Source organism: Pedobacter hiemivivus, from assembly GCF_004331685.1.
Taxonomy (GTDB): Bacteria; Bacteroidota; Bacteroidia; order Sphingobacteriales; family Sphingobacteriaceae; genus Pedobacter; species Pedobacter hiemivivus.
The window spans coordinates 98,279-117,278 of record NZ_SJSM01000012.1; the positions used below are offsets into that span (position 1 = coordinate 98,279).

Annotated in this window: 16 protein-coding genes; 12 read left to right on the forward strand and 4 right to left on the reverse strand. The window is 40.5% G+C overall.

Features of this window, described 5'->3' with window-relative positions; all coding sequences use genetic code 11:
- The first annotated feature begins 9 nt into the window (after positions 1-9).
- The 10 genes from EZ444_RS17885 to EZ444_RS17930 all read left to right on the forward strand — a co-directional run bounded on the left by EZ444_RS17885 (position 10) and on the right by EZ444_RS17930 (position 15,897).
- Positions 10-1,017, forward strand: coding sequence for a DUF4973 domain-containing protein (locus tag EZ444_RS17885; RefSeq protein WP_131610507.1), 1,008 nt, complete (start codon positions 10-12; stop codon positions 1,015-1,017).
- Position 1,018: 1 nt separating this feature from the next.
- Positions 1,019-2,020: a glycoside hydrolase family 43 protein gene (locus EZ444_RS17890; RefSeq protein WP_205945299.1), complete on the forward strand. Its 1,002-nt coding sequence runs from the start codon at positions 1,019-1,021 to the stop codon at positions 2,018-2,020.
- A 31-nt stretch (positions 2,021-2,051) separates the two neighbouring features.
- Complete coding sequence (locus tag EZ444_RS17895) at positions 2,052-4,499, forward strand: glutaminase family protein (RefSeq protein WP_131610508.1); 2,448 nt, start codon at positions 2,052-2,054, stop codon at positions 4,497-4,499.
- Positions 4,500-4,507: 8 nt separating this feature from the next.
- Entirely contained in the window at positions 4,508-7,840 is a 3,333-nt protein-coding gene (locus EZ444_RS17900; RefSeq protein WP_131610509.1) for a SusC/RagA family TonB-linked outer membrane protein, read from the forward strand.
- Between the two features lie 11 nt (positions 7,841-7,851).
- Complete coding sequence (locus tag EZ444_RS17905) at positions 7,852-9,780, forward strand: RagB/SusD family nutrient uptake outer membrane protein (protein ID WP_131610510.1); 1,929 nt, start codon at positions 7,852-7,854, stop codon at positions 9,778-9,780.
- 20 nt (positions 9,781-9,800) lie between these two features.
- Positions 9,801-10,907, forward strand: a complete 1,107-nt coding sequence (locus EZ444_RS17910; RefSeq protein WP_131610511.1) for a glycoside hydrolase family 88/105 protein — start codon at positions 9,801-9,803, stop codon at positions 10,905-10,907.
- 64 nt (positions 10,908-10,971) lie between these two features.
- Positions 10,972-11,835 carry an SGNH/GDSL hydrolase family protein gene (locus EZ444_RS17915; RefSeq protein WP_131610512.1) on the forward strand — a complete coding sequence of 288 codons (864 nt, stop codon included), beginning with the start codon at positions 10,972-10,974 and terminating at the stop codon, positions 11,833-11,835.
- Positions 11,832-12,914, forward strand: a complete 1,083-nt coding sequence (locus EZ444_RS17920) for a glycoside hydrolase family 43 protein (RefSeq protein WP_225874765.1) — start codon at positions 11,832-11,834, stop codon at positions 12,912-12,914. The genes EZ444_RS17915 and EZ444_RS17920 overlap by 4 nt, the downstream gene beginning before the upstream one ends.
- Positions 12,915-13,104: 190 nt before the next feature.
- A complete protein-coding gene (locus EZ444_RS17925) occupies positions 13,105-13,644 on the forward strand; it encodes a discoidin domain-containing protein (RefSeq protein WP_131610513.1) in 540 nt (179 codons plus the stop codon).
- 33 nt (positions 13,645-13,677) lie between these two features.
- Positions 13,678-15,897 (forward strand): PVC-type heme-binding CxxCH protein, encoded by a 2,220-nt coding sequence (locus EZ444_RS17930; protein ID WP_131610514.1) that lies wholly within the window; start codon positions 13,678-13,680, stop codon positions 15,895-15,897.
- Between the two features lie 112 nt (positions 15,898-16,009).
- Here EZ444_RS17930 and EZ444_RS17935 read toward each other — a convergent pair whose 3' ends face one another.
- Positions 16,010-16,453: an SRPBCC family protein gene (locus EZ444_RS17935; protein WP_131610515.1), complete on the reverse strand. Its 444-nt coding sequence runs from the start codon at positions 16,451-16,453 to the stop codon at positions 16,010-16,012.
- 80 nt (positions 16,454-16,533) lie between these two features.
- Between EZ444_RS17935 and EZ444_RS17940 the strand changes: the two genes are divergently transcribed.
- Positions 16,534-16,815: a YtxH domain-containing protein gene (locus tag EZ444_RS17940; RefSeq protein ID WP_131610516.1), complete on the forward strand. Its 282-nt coding sequence runs from the start codon at positions 16,534-16,536 to the stop codon at positions 16,813-16,815.
- Positions 16,816-16,837: 22 nt separating this feature from the next.
- On the opposite strand, the gene EZ444_RS27810 is transcribed toward EZ444_RS17940, so the two are convergent.
- The gene (locus tag EZ444_RS27810) at positions 16,838-16,924 is read right to left on the reverse strand and encodes a DUF6766 family protein (protein WP_317130131.1); all 87 of its coding nucleotides are present in this window, start codon (positions 16,922-16,924) and stop codon (positions 16,838-16,840) included.
- Between the two features lie 90 nt (positions 16,925-17,014).
- Here EZ444_RS27810 and EZ444_RS17945 point away from each other — a divergent pair, with 90 nt between their 5' ends.
- Entirely contained in the window at positions 17,015-17,956 is a 942-nt protein-coding gene (locus tag EZ444_RS17945) for a YihY/virulence factor BrkB family protein (protein WP_131610517.1), read from the forward strand.
- A 21-nt stretch (positions 17,957-17,977) separates the two neighbouring features.
- On the opposite strand, the gene EZ444_RS27270 is transcribed toward EZ444_RS17945, so the two are convergent.
- Together EZ444_RS27270 and EZ444_RS17950 are read right to left on the reverse strand one after the other, a co-directional pair.
- Positions 17,978-18,250 (reverse strand): hypothetical protein, encoded by a 273-nt coding sequence (locus tag EZ444_RS27270; RefSeq protein WP_165503651.1) that lies wholly within the window; start codon positions 18,248-18,250, stop codon positions 17,978-17,980.
- Between the two features lie 40 nt (positions 18,251-18,290).
- Entirely contained in the window at positions 18,291-18,890 is a 600-nt protein-coding gene (locus tag EZ444_RS17950) for a DUF4142 domain-containing protein (protein ID WP_131610518.1), read from the reverse strand.
- Positions 18,891-19,000 lie beyond the last annotated feature (110 nt).

A 19,000-nucleotide genomic window follows, 5' to 3' on the forward strand; every position in this document is an offset into this window, starting at 1 on the left:
TTAGCAACAATGAAAAAGAAATTATATATATTATTTTTAATGTTAACAACGGCAAGCTGTTTTGTTTCATGTAAAAATGAGTGGGAGGAGGAACAATTCACCCAAATGGCCTCCTTTAAATCAATAGTTACAGGTCAGGGCGTGTCCTGGAGTTATTTACGTTACAATGCTAACGGTGTAGTGCGATACAATCTTCCAATTGTGATCAGTGGGTCTACTCCAAATAATAAAGCGCGGACCATACACATCGGTTTGGATCCAGACACACTTGCGAGATTAAACCAGGAGCAATACGGCCATCGTCAGGAATTGTATTTTAGACAATTAGATCCAAAATATTATAATCTTCCTACCACGATTACGGTTCCTGAGGGTGTCAGTACAATCTCATTACCCATAGATTTTAAAATGGGCGACCTGGATCAGTCTGATAAGTGGGTATTACCCTTGCAGATTTTAGATGATCCATCTTATGACTACAAAGCAAATCCGAACAAAAGCTATCGTAGAGCAATGTTGCGTGTTATGCCATTTAATAATTATTCCGGGGAGTATGGTGGTACTTTATATAAGATCTTTCTTGATGGTGATACGGAGCCACTAACACTGAACAAACATCGCACGTATGTAGCGGATGACAAAACGATATTTCTATACGCCGGGACCCGGGATATTGATTATTTGGACCGTAAGAATTACAAAGTACTGATGAAGTTTACTGATGAGAACATAGATGTTCAGAATCGGAAGAAAAAACTGGAAGTTTGGAGTGACAATTTGGCAAATAATAAGTTTAAGCTAGGGACGTCCCAGTCTTATTATACAATTGACGAAGAAATGGATGCGAAACTTCCTTATATGAAACATATCTATATCACATTATTTTTGTCATACGAGTTTGAGGATTATACAACAATTCCAGGACAGCGTTTGAAATACAAGGTGGAAGGAACATTGTCTATGCAACGCGACCTGAATACATTGATACCTAATGAGGATCAGCAAGTTCAATGGTAATATGAGAAGTATTCAAAATAGCTCGGTAGTCTGTGTTTTATTAATGCTGTTTGCATTCTCGTTATCGTGTGGTGGTAGCGATAGTTTACGAGCTGTTCCAGCTAAAGTGGATGCGCCGATTGTATATGAGATTATTGAAGACAAGTTGCCTATTGCAGATCCATATGTATTGTATCACAATGGTAAATATTATGCTTACGGAACTCGTATAAATGGTTTTGAAGTATATATTTCGGACGACCTGAAGCATTGGAAGAGGAGCGATCATCTTGCGCTGTCACCAGAGAACTCATGGGGAACAAGATGGTACTGGGCTCCTGAAGTATATTATGTTGCGTCCAAAAATAGATTTTATATGTTTTATACTGTTGATGAACACATTTGTGTGGCTTCGGCCAATACACCCACGGGACCATTTATACAGGCAGAAAAAAAACCTATCGTTGCTAATGAAAAAGGAATTGATCCTTCGTTGTTTATAGACGAAGACGGTACTCCTTACCTCTATTTTGTGCGTTTTACTTCGGGTAATGTAATTTGGATGGCCGAAATGAATGATGACTTGCAAAGTATAAAAACCAACACTTTGACCAAATGTATCAGTGCTGAAGATAATTGGGAAAAAATTCAAGGAACGATTGCTGAAGGACCCTCGGTGCTCAAGAAGGGGGGGACTTATTATTTAATGTATTCAGCAAATCACTTTGAGAGTAAAGATTATGGTGTAGGGTACGCAACCGCGAGTTCCCCAAAAGGACCATGGAAGAAGTACAATGAAAATCCGATTCTACGTAGAGATAAGCCCGCCGCTTCTGGATTGGTTGGTACTGGGCATGGTGCGCCCTTCGTTTGTGCGGATGGAACTTACAAATATATTTACCATGCGCATGCAGATAACAATAGCGTTGGGCCACGAAGGTCTTACATTAATGATTTGGGCATCTCAGCACAGGGTGTGATAAGTATTAATGCTGAAGCAATCAGACCGGTAGTAGTAAAATAAACAGATCATAAAATACTAAACACAAAAACAAATGAAACGATTCTTTCTTTCCTTAGGCCTGGTTGCCGCAATGCTTAGTGCATCTGCCCAACAGCGTAAAGCACCGGCCTACCCACTGATTACGCACGATCCTTATTTTAGTATCTGGTCGTTTTCCGATCATCTTAATGCGGAGCCAACAAAACACTGGACAGGCACAAATCATGCACTATCCGGATTGATTAAAGTTGATCAACAGGTTTACAGTTTTTTAGGTAAAGCCGATAAGCATTTTGAAATGCTTTTACCTACAGCTGAAGGCAAATCCTATACTGCAAAATATTCGGAAAAAGAACCGGCTGCAGGTTGGGAAAAGACTGATTACAATGATCAGAGCTGGAAAGCTGGAAATGCACCATTTGGTGACAGTGATGCCAAGACCCAATGGAAAAGTGATAACCTATGGATGCGTCGTGAGTTTAATCTGGACAATATCGACCTTAAAGGTTTGAATTTAAGAATCAATCATGACGATAATATTGATCTGTTTTTAAACGGTGTTAAAGTTTACAGCTGTAATTGCTGGACCGGTAAATATGTTAATATCCCTATTGATGAAAAGATAAAGGGTGTATTGAGGAAAGGCAAAAATGTTATTGCTGCTCATGTTAAAAATACAGCAGGCGGGCAATGGCTAGATGTCGGCTTAGCTGTCGAAAAGCCAGCAGCCGAATTAAAGTCGGTGCTTATGGCTAAGCAAAACAATGTAACTATAAATGCCACACAAACCATCTATCAATTTAGTGCAGGTAAGGTAGATCTGGAACTTACTTTCACATCGCCTTTGCTGATGGATAACCTCGATCTGGTAGCCAGACCGGTTTCTTATGTGTCGTTTAAGCTTAAGGCCAATGATGGGAAAAAGCACAATGCGCAGGTTTATTTTGGCGCTTCAACGGATATAGCGACCAATAATCCTGCTCAGGAAGTGGAGGCATCAGCTTACAGGAACGGAGCACTTTCGGTGCTTAAAGCTGGTACAACAGCACAGCCGGTTTTGAAAAAAAAGGGGGATGATATCCGTATCGATTGGGGTTATATGTACGTTGCTGTTGCTCAAAATAGCGGGAAACAATATGTTACTTCATCGGCAAATGCGATTTCATCTTTTATAAGTGGAAAAGTCGCTGCTACTCCGGCGAAAGGTAATAGCTTAACATTGGCTACAGTATTGCCTTTTAGTGTAGGCCCAATAGCTACAGAAAAAACAGTATTGATTGGTTATGACGATATAGAGTCTGTTCAATATTTCGGCGAAAACTTAAAACCATGGTGGAACCGCAAAAATAACCAGACCATAGATAAACAGCTTACATTGGCAAACAATGAATACGCTTCGGTTTTACAAAAATGCGATGCATTTAATAAGCAATATTATGCTGCAAACTTAAAAGTAGGCGGTAAAGGATATGCTGATCTTTTAGATCTTTCGTATCGTCAGGCCATCTCTGCACACAAATTAGTGGAAAGTCCGCAGGGCGAGATTTTATTTCTTTCTAAAGAAAACTTTAGTAATGGCTCTATCAATACTGTAGATATTACTTACCCCTCAGCGCCATTGTTTTTGGTATACAATCCTGATTTGTTAAAAGGAATGTTAAATGGGATTTTTTATTACAGCGAAAGCGGAAAGTGGAAAAAACCTTTTCCTGCACACGATATAGGTACTTACCCTTTGGCAAATGGACAAACTTATGGTGAGGATATGCCCGTAGAGGAAGCTGGGAACATGCTTATTCTTACTGCAGCAATTGCTAAGGTTGAAGGTAATGCAGACTATGCTAAAAAACATTGGAAGACGCTTTCTATCTGGGCAGATTATCTGAGTAAAAACGGTTTTGATCCAGCAAATCAGTTGTGTACTGATGATTTTGCTGGTCATCTTGCCCGGAATACGAACTTATCGGTAAAAGCCATTGTAGCTTTAGGCGGTTACGGAATGCTTGCAGCACAATTGGGGGAAAAAGAAGCAGCAGCAAAGTATACGCCAATGGCTAAGGAAATGGCAAAAAAATGGATGGAAATGGCTGATGCGGGTGATCACTATGCTTTAACATTTGATTTGAAAAATACCTGGAGCCAAAAGTATAACCTTGTTTGGGATAAGGTATTGAAGCTTGGTATTTTTCCAGAAACTGTTTATAAAAAGGAGATTAATTTTTATCTGAAAAAGCAAAATGCTTTTGGTTTGCCATTGGACAGCCGTAAAACTTATACTAAATCTGATTGGATTTTGTGGACAGCAACCTTGACCGATAATCGTGCTGATTTTGAGAAATTCTTAAAGCCAATCAATAAATTCGTTCTGGAGTCGCCAAGTAGAGTACCATTAAATGACTGGCATGAAACGACCAATGGTAAGCAGGTGGGCTTTCAAGCACGTAGTGTGGTAGGTGGTTATGCCATTAAATTGTTGGATTACCAGTTAAATAAAAGATAGAGGATTCAATGAATACGTTATACCCTAAACTATGGTTAACAATGCGATTAACCACCGTTATATCAATAGCCTCTCTAATGCATGTAAGTGCTGCTACTTTTGGCCAGCGGATCAATGTTGAGCAGAATCGTCTTGCAATTGATGTCAGGGGCAAGATTCTGGACGAGAACGACCAGCCGCTGATTGGTGCAACTGTAGGTATAAAGGGCAAGGGCAGGTCGGTAATGACCGATCAGAATGGTGCCTTTCATCTGGCAAATGTTGCGGAGCAAGATAAACTGGTGATCAGTTATATCGGCTATGAGCTCATGGAAGTTAATGTGGCTGCGGATATGGGAAGTATTCGATTGAAGCGAACCGTTGGTGATCTGAATGAAGTGGTGGTAATTGGCTATGGCACCGCCAGGAAGAAAGACCTTACTGGTGCAATTACGCAGCTTAAGCCTGATAAAATTGCCGAGGAAAATCCAAGAACTGTTCAGGATATTCTAAGGGGGACGCCTGGTTTAACTATTGGACTGGATGCATCAGCAAAAAATGGTGGTTCCATCAACATCCGCGGACAGCGTTCTGTTTATACAGATGGTAACCATAATTCCCCATTGCTTATCCTGGACGGGATGATCTTCTATGGAGAGTTATCTGAGATCAATCCTGATGATATTGAACAGATCGATGTACTCAAAGACGCTTCGGCCGCTGCCATTTATGGTGCACAGTCTGCCAACGGCGTCCTTATCATTACCACTAAAAAAGGAAAACCGGGTAAGCCAAGAATTAATTTTACCTCAAACCTGGGGCTGTCAACCATGGGCGCAAATCGGCCTGTCTGGGGAGCCGAGGGATATATGAAATACAGAGAGGACTGGTACATTGCAGGCTCGTATGACCTTAATACGGTTACAGGTAATTATGAGCCATATATGTCAAGCAGTATTGATGCTGTAGTTGCTAAAAATAAACCAGGGTATTACGAAAAGCCAACTCCGGCTATGTTCGCTAAATATGGAATTACTGAGGCCACCTGGAGAGCCTATTCTCCGACCGGTGCGGGCGACTCTGACGAGCGGATCTACGCAACGCGTATCGGAATGGGACACACCGTATTGACCAATTATCTTGCCGGCAAAATTTTCGATTGGTACGACCATAGTTTCCGCGATGGGACTAACCAGGATTATAACCTCAGCGTTTCCGGTGCCAGTGATAAGATCAATTATTACATGTCTGCCGGATACCTTTCAAATCAAGGAGTTGTTGTGGGTGACAATTACAAAGCTGTACGCGCCAACCTTAAAGTTGATGGCAAAGTAACAGACTGGCTAAACATTGGTGCCAATGTTAACTTTCAGGACCGGTCAGACGGAAATATAGCAACAGACTGGGCTAGTGCAATTATTTTTAACAGTCCTTTCGCTGCTTACCGGGATGGGAGCGGAAACTTAGAGATCTACCCCCAGGGTTCAACCCTGACTGGTCTTGTAAGAGGATATAATTATGATTATAACAGGCAGTTTCAGGATCTTGAAAGCGGCTACAATGTTTTAAACTCTATTTTTACGGCAAAAGTAAAACTGCCTTTTAATATCACTTATTCATTTAACGCTTCGCCTCGGTATCAATGGTTCTATAAACGCTATTTTACCTCATCCTTACATCCTGATTGGAGTCCTGGTTCAAAAAAAGCAGGGGTAAATCGCGATAACAGTAAACGTTTTGACTGGTCGCTCAATAATACCATTAACTGGGAACATACCTTTGCTACAAAACACCGTGTTAATGTAACGTTAGTGCAGGAAGCAGAAGAGCGCCAGTCCTGGAGGGACAATATTCAAGCTTGGGACATATCGCCTACCGATGCCTTAGGTTTTCATGAAACCAAAGGTGGTGACAAGCTGATGAGTGAGTTTGATTCTGAAGACAGTCGCCAAACGGCAGATGGTATGCTTGCCCGTCTCTTCTATTCTTATGATGACAGGTATATGCTGACCACCTCTATACGCCGTGACGGCTACTCGGCATTTGGCACATCCAATCCACGTGCAACGTTCCTGTCTCTTGCTTTAGGCTGGACCTTTACCAACGAAAATTTCTTTAAGTGGAAGCCATTGAGCAATGGTAAGCTGCGCTTGTCTTATGGACAAAATGGAAACCGCTCGCTTGACAACCCATACGTTGCATTGGCCAACCTTGCCAATGGGACGGGTACACAAGGTTATATAGACGCAAGTGGTAAATATGTACAATTCCAATATCTGCGATTAGATCGCATGGCCAATAAAAACCTGCAATGGGAAAAAACAGCCTCTTTCAATGTAGGGTTAGATCTGGGCTTTTTGAATAACCGTATTTCAACGACATTGGATTATTTCCAGATGTCTACTACCGATATGATCATGAATCAGTCCTTACCAGGTTTCTCCGGATTTAGCAGCATCACAACCAATTTAGGTGAGGTACAGAACAAAGGATTTGAAATATCGGTCAACTCGCAGAATATCAAGGCGAAAGATTTTAGTTGGAACACTAGCCTTGGATTCTCAAAATACACCAATAAGATTAAACATCTTTATTACCAGTTTGTAGACGTGCTAGATGCAAGCGGTAATGTGGTGTCAAGTAAAGAGGTGGATGATATTGGAAATAAGTGGTTCATTGGGCAGCCTATCAGCTCCATCTGGGATTACAGGGTAACAGGTATTTGGCAGACCAATGAACTTGATGAAGCGGCCAGACACGGGCAGCGTCCGGGGGATCCTAAAGTGGCCAACAATTACACGGCAGATGATAAAGTTGATGTCAATGGAAAAATTACACCTGTTTACAATGATAACGACAAGGAGTTTCTGGGTCAAACGCAGGCACCCATCATGTGGTCTTTAAGAAATGACTTTACCTATAAAAACTTCAGTTTTTCCTTTAACCTCTATTCCTACTGGGGGCATAAGCGACTTAACGGGGCTTATCTCAACCAGGATAATGGCACTTCGACCATTAGCCAGGGACTTGCCAATACCTATGAGAAACCATATTGGACACTGGAAGCGCCCAGCGATTTCTGGGCTCGCTTAGAATCAAAAGGTCCTTCAGGACTTAATGCACCTCAGCGGGTATTTGACCGTTCTTTTATCAGGCTAGATAATGTAACCCTGGGCTATACATTGCCGAAAAAACTGACTTCGGCTGCCCATATTGAAAATTTAAAAGTTTTTGGTTCTGTACGTAACCTGGCCGTTTGGAATAAAGATAAGAACTGGCGTTATTGGGATATTGAACTTGAAAATTCACAAATGGGACCTACCCCTAGAATATATACACTTGGGTTAAACCTAAGTTTTTAAACGAATTAAGGATGAAAACGAATAATTTTTATACATCGGCTCTTTTTGTAATAGGTATATGTGCGCTTACTTTCATTTCAGGCTGCAAGAAGGATTTTTTAAAACCGGATCCACTCTCTTTTTACGAGCCTGATATTACATTTTCAAGTCGTGCGGGTCTTGAAGCAACAACTGCGCTGCTGGATAGGCACTTACGTACCTATTGGAGCCATTTGAATACACGGGATATTTCTGTGCCAATCGGTACGGAGTATATGCTGTCGGATGTAGCTGTTTCGGCTAAAACAGACGATGGAAACATCTTTGCCGATGTGGCCACACGCCTTACGCCTACAGATGGTATGTTTGACAATGATGTCAACATGATTTCTTTCTTTTGGGGCGAGACCTATAATGGGATTAAATATGCCAATACCATTACCAGCTTGATTGATAACGTACCTGGTTTGGATCAGGGGACTAAACGGGAGTTTCTTGGCAGGGCTTATTTTCACAGATCTTTTCGGTATCTGGCGCTTTGCTTTCAGTTTAAGGATGTGCCATTGGTCACCAAAATATTAACTGCACCCAAACAAAACTATAAAACTACGAGCCGTGAGGCTATTTTGGAAATGATTACCGCTGATATGGAAAAGGCGGTAGCATGGGTACCTGAGCAATCGAAAATGGCTTATATCGGAATGATCAACAAGGGCGCTTGTCGGCAGCTGCTGACAAAGTGCTATCTGGCCACCGGTCAGTGGGATAAAGCCATTGCCCAGGCCGATACGCTGATTAACCAATCTGGTTACGCTTTGATGAACAACAGCTTTGGTACATTTGACAATCCTTCTCCGGTTAATTGGCCCGTGACCCGTAACGTCATCTGGGATTTGCATCGCCCGGTAAATAAAGCGATCGCCGCCAATAAAGAAGCGATTCTGGTTATGCCTAACCGTGAAGGTACCGATGCGACCATCAGATACAAATCTATGCGCAACTGGGGGCCAATGTGGAACCAGGCAGCATTAAAATCACCCAGTGGAAAGGTGCTCCTGTCGGTGGGTAAAACAGATGCCAAATATAGAGCCGAAAATGATATTAACGGTACCGTAGGAAGAGGTATAGCTATGATTAGACCTACTTATTTTGCCCAGTTCGGTCTTTGGTCTGTAAACGGACAAAACGATGCTACAGATCTGCGCCATAACAGTGCCGTAGGAAACTGGGCCAATATGGAAATGCTGAAGTATAACGATCCAACGGATTCTTTCTACGGCCAGAACTTGAGGCTGTACAATGTTAACACGCTTTTGTGTACAGATACTATACGCAGCTGGTTTAACTGGCCGCATTATAAAATATATATCGAAGATCCTGTATTTCTGGCTACGCCTACCTCGAATAGAAACGATGGGGGAGCGGCCGACTGGTATTGCTATCGTTTGGCAGAAACCTATTTATTAAGGGCAGAAGCGCAATTTTACAAAGGAAATGTTGGAGCGGCAGTGGAAGATGTAAATGTGGTAAGAAGGAGAGCCCAGTGCGCCCAGTTGTACACCACTGTAAACATTGGTGATATTGTGAACGAACGCGCACGTGAGTTGTATATGGAAGAATGGAGGCATATGGAATTGAGCAGGATTTCTTACAGTCTGGCTTTAAGTGGCAAAGCAGATGAATGGGGCAATACTTATAATGTAAATACCCTGGCAAACAACAGCTACTGGTATCAGCGCATACAGCATTATAATGATTATTACAATAAAAACAAGGTGAGCGTAAGGAATAGAAATTATACCATCGCGCCAAACAACATCTACTGGCCTATTCCTCAAACTGCAATTAACTCCAATCTATATGGCAAATTGCGTCAAAATTCCGGCTATAGCGGTTATGATGGTGGTATAGAGATGTGGACCAAGTGGCAGGATGCCGTAGCTGATGAGGATACGAATTAAATTTTAAACATAACACTCACATGAATAAGAGACTATTTTTATCGCTGCTCGCAGTATTTGCATTTCAATTGTTATTTGCCCAGCGCGAAGGGCTGTCCGGGTTTTCTAAAGGATCAACGCCCGACGAGGTGGGCAAGCGTCTGGCTTATCATTTTGTAAACAGCAGACATGATCTTTATGCCGGCAGGTACATTCATTATGCCGGTGTATGCACCTGGAATGGTGCCATTGATTATGCTTTGAAAACGAAGGACCAAAAGTTGATTAAGCTTCTGCAAGATAAATTCGAACCGTTTTTTACCATCGAAAAGCCATTGTTGCCGCCTATGAACCACGTGGATTATAACATGTTTGGCAGTCTGGCGCTGAAACTCTACCAGATCACAAAAGACGAGCGCTATCGTAAAATGGGGCTGGCCTACGCTGATTCACAGTGGGAAGTGCCTAAAAATGCAAACCCAGAGGAGAAAGCCTGGGCTGATAAAGGTTTTTCCTGGCAGACACGCCTCTGGATTGATGATATGTATATGATCACCGTGGTACAAAATGAGGCTTACAAAGTAACTGGTGACCGCAAATATATCGATAGGGCAGCAAAAGAAATGGTACGCTATCTGGATGAGCTGCAACGTCCGAACGGACTTTTCTATCATGCTCCAGATGTTCCATATTATTGGGCGAGGGGAGCGGGCTGGATGGCAGTAGGTATGCCTGATCTACTTCGTGAGTTACCTAAGGACCACAAAGATCGCCCCCGAATTATGCAAGGTTACCTGACCATGATGAAAAGTCTGAAAACGTACCAAAGGCCGAGTGGTATGTGGAATCAGCTTATTGATGAACCTGATTTTTGGCCTGAAACATCAGGTACTGCGATGTTTACTTATGCATTTATTGTTGGTGTTCGTGAAGGATGGCTTGATGCTGCAGATTATGCGCCGGCAGCTCGAAAAGCTTGGTTAGCGATGGTGCCGTACATTGACCAACGTAACAACGTAACGGAAGTTTGTATCGGTACAGGCAAAAAGAACGATAAACAGCATTATCATGACCGCCCACGCAATGCAGGAGACCTTCACGGGCAGGCGCCTTACCTGTGGTGTGCAGCTGCGCTTTTAGGTAAGTAATTGGTTAGTTTTCAACACAAGCAAAGGCATCAAACAAATTTTCATTTTTTTAAATAAATCGGTTATGAAGAAGACATTCCTGGCATTAATTTGTTCATTTTTCCTGTTTTTAGCATATTCGAAGGCCGGGGTTGGAAATGGAGATGAAGAGAAGAAGAAAGTGGAAGTGCCAACTCAGTCGGTATTTGAAGGCAAGAGCCTGGCGACTTTTGGGAACAGTATAACAGCTGCGGAAAATAGCTGGGCTTATCAACTTTCCAGCACATTAAAATTTGGGAATTTATACAATGGTGCTGTAGGGGGAGCTATTTGGAGCAAACGCGAAAGAACTACGGGGAGTGGTAAAAAGATAAGGACACAAAATTATAACGACACCGATTTCGCAGGTATAAGTAACAGCAATGCCGCAAATCCGGATGACTTAGAATACCAAAAACGTATAAACAATTCTGCCATAGTACATATACAGAAATATTTAAGTGAGAAAACAGCACCAATTCCAGATTTTATAATCCTTTCATACGGAACAAATGACCTTAGCACTGAGGCAGTATTGGGAGATACAGAAGGGGTACTACAGGAAGGAAATCTAGATAACCTTGACCTGAATACAATAGCTGGGACTGTAAAATGGTGCATTAAGACGCTCAAGAATAAGTTTCCTAAGGCAAAATTATATGTATCCCTTCCTTTGCAAGCTGAAAGCGAGAATAGAAATAAAAACAACCTGAAAAAGATAGGCATAATCAAGAAAATATGTGATGGTATGTCGATACCTTATTTTGATTGTTATGCAGAAAGTGGCATTACACAGGAAAATAGTAAACAATATTTACGAGACGGATTACATCCGAACGAGGATGGGAAAAAAATACATGCAGATTATATCATTAAAAAATTAAAAGCAGCAAACTTTAAAAGTTTATGAAATTAGTATCAAATAAAATGATGAAAAAGATTAAGTTTAGTTTGTTGTGCCTGTTCATGGCCGTTCTTGGTGCGAAAGCTCAGTCTATTGGAAATCCATTGCCCATACCTTTTGGCGATCCTTATGTACTATATGATGATAACGGGAAATACTATATGTATGGCACCGGGGGCGATGTGAAAGAGGGGTTTGGAGCCTATTCATCGACTAATTTAAAAGACTGGAAGTTTGAGGGGCAGGTTTACCATCACGATAACACGAATGGCTGGGGTATACATTCTTTTTGGGCTCCGGAAGTTTATAAGAAAGATGGTAAGTACTATATGTTTTACAGCGCTCAGTGGAAGCAGAATCCCAACAGGGAAAAGGAAAACTTTAAGATTGGGGTAGCAGTTTCAGATAAAGCCACTGGCCCTTTTACAGACTTGAACGACCGCCCGATTTTTGATCCGGGATATCCAATTATAGATGCCAATCTGTGGTTTGAAAATGGTAAAACCTATTTGTACTATTCAAGATGCTGTTATAAGCACCCGGTGGAAAGCGAAGTAGCACAATGGGCCAGAAAAAATGGGTGGTATAATGAAGTGGAAGAAAGTTGGGTATATGGGGTAGAACTGAAACCGGATTTCTCGGATGCAATTGGGGAGCCTGTTCTGTTGCTTCGTCCGCCAGTTAAAATGGGTAAAGACGACTGGGAAAGTCGTTCGGTAACTGCTAAAGAAGTAAACAGGAGATGGACAGAAGGTTCTTTTATCTTTAAAAAAGGGGAAGTTTATTATATGATGTACTCGGCAAATAACTTCGACGGACAAAATTATGCGGTAGGTTACGCTACGTCGAAAAGCCCATTAGGACCATTTAAAAAAGCAGATGAAAATCCTGTTTTACAGAAAAATGGAATGGTAACCGGAACTGGTCACAATAGCATTACTTATAGCCCGGATGGTAAGCAAATGCTTTGCGTATATCATGGGCGTACTGAAGCTTCAGGCCATCAAAGACTGGTGTTTATCGATAGAATGGAAGTTAATAAAGATGGTAAGTTAGTGGTACATGGACCAACTTTGAAAGATTAATATAGTGTCTTCTCCTGAAATGACTATACACTATTTTCAGGAGAAGACACTTTAATCAACTTTTTTAATCTTTTATTTCATTATTAATCATTTATTATGTTTTTATTAATGGGGAAATTGATTTTAGTGAAACAGATCGTCTTAAAACCAATTGGGACGTCTGATTCAAACTAAATCAAATATAAACATTATGAAAAAAACAATTATTTTATCGGTATTGCTATCCGTAGGTATGTTAGGTGTGAATGCTAACAATGCGAATTTAAATGTAAAGCCACATTTGAAAAATCCTATTAGTAAGTTTCAGGATGAGGATAAGGAATTAACTAAAGATAGATGGCAATGGTTAGCTACTGCTTCTCTTAATCCTGAAGGAGCAAAAAAAGCTATTGATAATGATCCTGCGACGAGATGGGAAACTAGAGTTTCTCAGGCTAGTGGTCAATTTTTTATTTTAGATATGAATGCTGCTAACACCGTTAGTAAAATAGTATTGGATGTTGCGGCTAGTAAGAATGACTCTCCTAAAGGTTATGAAGTTTATATGTCTAATGACGGAACTAATTGGGGAACTGTATTAGCCAGTGGAGCAGGAGCACAAAACGAAACTGTTATTATTTTTAATAAAAAGACAGCTGGTAGGTATATCAAAGTTATTCAAACAGGTGCAACAGGTAACTACTGGTCTATTCATGAGTTTAGAGTTTTTGGACAGGCAGCTAAAAAGTAAAAAATCGCACAACGATTATACAATATAAAAAAGATGAAATTAAGTAATAAAATTTTTTATTGTGCCTTTATTTTAAGCTTACCAGCCCTATTTTATGCCTGTAGTGCATTAAAAGATACTGTGAACAGAGACGCTTCGGGAAAGATTGTTGTTAAAACCAATCCAAGCTCTAAATACTTAAGTCCTAAAGAAAGTCTTCAGTCGTTTCATCTTCCAAAAGGATATAGAATGGAACTAGTGGCAAGCGAGCCTATGATTAGTGAGCCAGTAGCGATCACTTTTGATGGGAATGGTAGAATGTTCGTTGCCGAGATGAACACCTATATGAAAGACGTTAAAGGCACTGGGCAAATGGAACCGGTATGTACAGTTAAGAGACTTGAAGATACTAATGGGGACGGAGTGATGGATAAAGCTGTTATTTTTATAGATAAGCTTATTCTTCCTCGTCTAATACAAACTTTAGATGACAGGTTGTTAGTAGCGGAAACAAACTCTAATAATATTTATAGTTACAGAGATACAGACGGAGATGGAAAAGCAGATGAGAAAAAACTGGTTTATCGTAATGATGTAGCAAGTACGAACAATTTAGAACATCAAAAAAGTGGTTTAATCTGGAATCTGGACAATAGATTATATGTTACTTATGATAACATTAGGTATCGCTATAATAATGGGGAATTAAAAGCAGAAAAACTGATAAACGGATCAGGTGGTCAGTGGGGTTTGGCGAACGATAACTATGGTCGTTTATTTTATTCTTCAGCAGGAGGGGAAACGCCAGCATTAGATTTTCAGCAAAACCCATATTTCGGTCGCTTAGATATTGGAGGGCAATATGACCAGGAGTTTAGAGCAGTTTGGCCTATTATTTCTACACCGGATGTTCAGGGAGGAGTCAATAGACTAAGAAAAGACAGTACGCTTAATAATTTTACTGCATGTTCAGGGCAATCTGTTTTTAGAGGGAACTCTTTACCCGCTGATATGGTTGGAGATCTTTTAATACCTGAGCCTGTAGGGCGACTGATTAGAAGAGCAAAAGTGACGAATACCGATGGCTTTATTACACTTAAAAATGCTTATAAAGAAGAAGAGTTTCTTGCCTCTACAGATATGAACTTCAGACCTGTTAACAGTTTAACCGGACCTGATGGTTGTTTATATATTGTAGACATGTATCACGGTATCATTCAGGAAAGCAATTGGACAAAAAGTGGGACTTTTTTAGGTGCTCAGATCTTAAGTAAGAAATTTGATAAAAACATTGGTAGAGGACGTATTTATAGATTAGTATATGATGGGATTAAACCGGATAAAACTAAACCAAATACATTAGGTATGCCATCTTCTGAATTGGTACAATACTTATCTCATCCAAATGGTTGGTGGAGAGACAATGCGCAAAAATTAATGGTTATAAAAGGAGATCAGTCAGTAGCTCCGGCATTAAAAGATTTGGTGTTAAATTCTCCCGATCCATTAGCTCGTATCCATGCAATTTGGACTTTAGATGGATTGAAAGCTTTGGATAAATCAACCTTGCAAGCGGCATTAAAGGATAAAGATGCTAATGTGAGAAAAAATGCTGTTTGGGTGGCTGAAGAAGCCATTACAAAAGGAGATGAGAGCTTGATCACATTTTTGGAGCCATTTGTTAATGACGAAAGTGCTGATGTGAGATTTCAGCTTGCTTTATCATTAAGGTTTAGTGAGTCCGAAAAAGCTAAAAGTATTATTAATGAATTGGTAGAGAAATATCCTAAGAATCGTGTGCTAACTGAATCATATCGGAAATATTTTGTTCTTCAAAGAGAACAAAAATTGCATGAAATGGCATCAAAACAATTGGCAGAGGAGGACAGAAAGTTGGTGCTTAAGGGAGCTACGATTTATAGCCAGTTATGTACAACTTGTCATGGTCCTGAAGGTAAAGGAGTGCTAGGGGCTAAAGATTTACCTGCTCCACCATTAGCAGCTAACAAGCAAGTAAATGGAGATCCTGTTAAACTTATTCGTATTCTTTTACAAGGTTTAAAGGGACCAATAGATGGTAAGGTTTATGCAGATGAGATGCCAGCACTAGGGGCGAATGATGACGAATATATTGCTTCTATTTTAAGCTATATCAGAAATGGTATGGGAAATAAAGCTTCGGCAATTAAACCGAACGAAGTGAAGAAAGTAAGGGAGCAAACAGTTAATAGAGCACATCCATGGACTTGGGCCGAACTTAATTCATCAAAATAGAAAAATATTGAAGGCAAGCCATATCTGGTTGAAATTAGGGCTTTGTTTCTAAATTAGTATTTGATCTTATTGGCATCAATATGGTGCCAGTAAGATCAAATTTTATATGGTTTTACTGCTCTGAGAGTCTTTTTACTTCTTCGAGTCCCTTGGTAAAACCCTTGTTCATGGTCTCTTCCCATTCTTCTTCAATTTGGACAGAGGTTTTGAGTTTAGTTATTCCGTCTTCTTCGGAAAGATGATATTCTTCAAGAGAACCTGCCCAGTTTTTTACTTTTTCGCTGGTGGTATCTTCCTTTCCATCAATTACTTGACCTTGATGTTCAAATACGATGTCATAAGGTTCATTTTTGGTTTTAATGGTACTGATCATACCATTCCCTTTTCCATCTACGAAGAGGGTTCTGCCGCCAACCTTCCAATCACTTTGTACGGCGGAACCGCCGCCTGGGTTAAAGGCATCTGTCCATTGGGGATAAGTAGTTTCGTTCCAAAGCGTGTCCCAAACTGTTTGGGCTGGCGCTTTGATCTCTTTTGTAAATTGTAATGTTTTCATAGAAATTTGAACAACCCTAGTTTTATTTTGTTTGAAAACAATTTCTTTTTGGGAGTGTTCTCAGTTAAAATTCTACAGGTATGAAATATAAAGAGTTAAAAAAAACGACACTTATGGTGTTATTTGCCGGACTTGCCACCGTCGCTGCACTTGGAGTTTTGTTTGCAACGAAAAATGGCCTGAAATTGAGGAACAAAATGCGGTTTGCAGCTGAAAATCGTGGCGATGATTATACAGATGAACATGGACTGTTTCAACATCATCAGCAAGTACATCAGGAAAAAAGACCTAAATCCGACATCAAAGATTTGATTCAGCAATCGCACAATTCTGCAACACATACCGAACAGGGCTTCATTTGATGCAGTTTATTACCTATTCATTTTATTTTCCTGTTTCCCTATGCGGGGCATCTACAGGCTTGGATTCTGGAAATCCTTTTTGTCTAAGGTAGATGGTCAGAAAAACGATGGATGCAACAGGAACTTTTTGTTACCGTCGGCAGTTAAAGAATTGGCCTATAAGATAAATGGTTTTCAGAATTAAAGTAAAATTCAAATTATGACACATAAACGAATTACTTTTAAGGGTATCTGGAATGTGCTGAAAGCTACCTTTACAGGGTTTAACGATCATAAAGTGACCAAATTGAGTGGGTCGCTTGCTTATTACACTGTTTTTTCGATGGCACCGCTGCTGGTGGTGGTCATATCTTTATGCGGATTGTTCCTGGGTAAGGAAGCCGCACAAGGAGAAATTTATGGCCAGTTAGCAGGATTTATGGGGAAAGAAACGGCATTGCAGCTCCAGGAGATTGTTTCAAAAGCAGCGGTCGGCGACAAGGACATGGTCGCTTTTATCATAGGAATTGTCACCTTACTCATTGGAGCAACGACTGTATTCGCAGATATCCAGGATTCTATCAATCATATTTGGGGGCTGAAGCCAAAACCGAAACGGGGTTGGTTAAAAATCCTGCTGGACAGGTTTCTTTCTTTTTCGGTAATTATTAGTCTAGGTTTCATTTTATTGGTTTCATTGGCCATCACAGCTGTCCTGGATGCTTTCAGCAGTAGGCTTCAAGCCAGATATTCTGATGTCTCGGTAATCTTGTTCTATATACTGAACCAGTTGCTGACCCTGGCGGTGATATCGCTCATTTTTGGGGTGATCTTTAAAGTACTGCCAGATGCAATCATCAAGTGGCGAGATGTTTTATTTGGCGCTGTAGTTACTGCTATTTTGTTTATGCTGGGTAAATTTGGGATTTCCATTTACATCGGGCAAAGTGATGTTGGCAGTACCTATGGAGCTACGGGGTCGCTAGTGATTTTATTGTTATGGACTTATTATTCGTCGATTATTTTGTATGTGGGCGCAGAGTTTACTAAAGCCTATGCTGTTGCTTATGGTTCGGAGATTAGACCTGCTCATTATGCGGTAACGACTAAAGAAATTGAAGTGGAAACGGGTAATGCTACTATTCAACAGAATGCTTTCTGAGCAGATTTAGGTGCTGTCACTTTATTCCAACTCATCGTCATCTATATTCAAACTGAGATCATCATCCTGATCATGATTGAGGTCGTAATCATCATCTTCCAAGCCTTCTTCTTCCGGGAAGTCATTCTCCTCATCTTCCTCCTCAGGATCTACAGGAGGATCTTGCTGCCGAAAGGCAAGATCCAGTTCATCGGTCTCTGCGGTAATGGCAGGATCTATCAGAACAATCTGGTCTTCTCCGTCAACTTGAGGCTGGTGGTAATTTCCTGTTTTAATATTTTTTTTGGTTTTCATGGTCGTGTTTCTTAGTACGTATGCAAGTCAATTCATTGGTTTATCTCTTTTTTTCTTTTCGCGGTTTGTCAGCGGTCATTTTTTTATTGCCGATTTGTTTAGAAAGAAAATTAGCTTCTTCCAGGTTCCTTCTGAATACCACAAGCTGTTTGTTTGCAAAAGATACAATGGGGGTATCGCCGAACATGGCTCCCTTTTCTAAAAGAGAAATTGTCTGGTTATGATCTTCAATGGTAATGGATAGATATTGCCTGTCGAAGTTATTGTGGTTAGCCTTTTTTAAATCGGAAATGAGCTGGTCGGGGACGAAGGTTGTTGAATCGGCAAGCGTAATATTCCTGGGTTCTGCAAAGGGTTTCAGATCTGAATAAACAATAATGTTGGCGTCCATTGCTTTTACAGCATACTCCCTTACTTTCGAATTTTTTGATTTCTTTTTGGCCAGTTTTGACAGATTGATTTCTTTGGCACTGTAAGTCGATAATTGTTTGATGAATTGCTCGGTGCTGAGCGTATCCCTTTGTTGGCTGACAAGGATGTTTAAATCCTTTTCTACGGTTTGAGCATTGTTGCCGGTACTGTTTACTGCTATTGCGTAGGCTGCTAACGTTGCGATAGTATAGTTTCTAAAATTTTCCATAACATTTTATAATTCATTACTACTTTATAGAGCGACTAAAACACCTCTGGGTTTATTTTGTTTATTTTTTCTGAACCAATCTGAATTTGGATTGTTTTTTAGACATCTGG

Excerpts from the sequence above, each read along its gene's own strand:
- EZ444_RS17885 (WP_131610507.1), top strand. The coding sequence starts at position 10 with ATGAAAAAGAAATTATATATATTATTTTTAATGTTAACAACGGCAAGC.
- EZ444_RS17890 (WP_205945299.1), top strand. The coding sequence starts at position 1,019 with ATGAGAAGTATTCAAAATAGCTCGGTAGTCTGTGTTTTATTAATGCTG.
- EZ444_RS17895 (WP_131610508.1), top strand. The coding sequence starts at position 2,052 with ATGAAACGATTCTTTCTTTCCTTAGGCCTGGTTGCCGCAATGCTTAGT.
- EZ444_RS17900 (WP_131610509.1), top strand. The coding sequence starts at position 4,508 with ATGAATACGTTATACCCTAAACTATGGTTAACAATGCGATTAACCACC.
- EZ444_RS17905 (WP_131610510.1), top strand. The coding sequence starts at position 7,852 with ATGAAAACGAATAATTTTTATACATCGGCTCTTTTTGTAATAGGTATA.
- EZ444_RS17910 (WP_131610511.1), top strand. The coding sequence starts at position 9,801 with ATGAATAAGAGACTATTTTTATCGCTGCTCGCAGTATTTGCATTTCAA.
- EZ444_RS17915 (WP_131610512.1), top strand. The coding sequence starts at position 10,972 with ATGAAGAAGACATTCCTGGCATTAATTTGTTCATTTTTCCTGTTTTTA.
- EZ444_RS17920 (WP_225874765.1), top strand. The coding sequence starts at position 11,832 with ATGAAATTAGTATCAAATAAAATGATGAAAAAGATTAAGTTTAGTTTG.
- EZ444_RS17925 (WP_131610513.1), top strand. The coding sequence starts at position 13,105 with ATGAAAAAAACAATTATTTTATCGGTATTGCTATCCGTAGGTATGTTA.
- EZ444_RS17930 (WP_131610514.1), top strand. The coding sequence starts at position 13,678 with ATGAAATTAAGTAATAAAATTTTTTATTGTGCCTTTATTTTAAGCTTA.
- EZ444_RS17935 (WP_131610515.1), bottom strand. The coding sequence starts at position 16,453 with ATGAAAACATTACAATTTACAAAAGAGATCAAAGCGCCAGCCCAAACA.
- EZ444_RS17940 (WP_131610516.1), top strand. The coding sequence starts at position 16,534 with ATGAAATATAAAGAGTTAAAAAAAACGACACTTATGGTGTTATTTGCC.
- EZ444_RS17945 (WP_131610517.1), top strand. The coding sequence starts at position 17,015 with ATGACACATAAACGAATTACTTTTAAGGGTATCTGGAATGTGCTGAAA.
- EZ444_RS27270 (WP_165503651.1), bottom strand. The coding sequence starts at position 18,250 with ATGAAAACCAAAAAAAATATTAAAACAGGAAATTACCACCAGCCTCAA.
- EZ444_RS17950 (WP_131610518.1), bottom strand. The coding sequence starts at position 18,890 with ATGGAAAATTTTAGAAACTATACTATCGCAACGTTAGCAGCCTACGCA.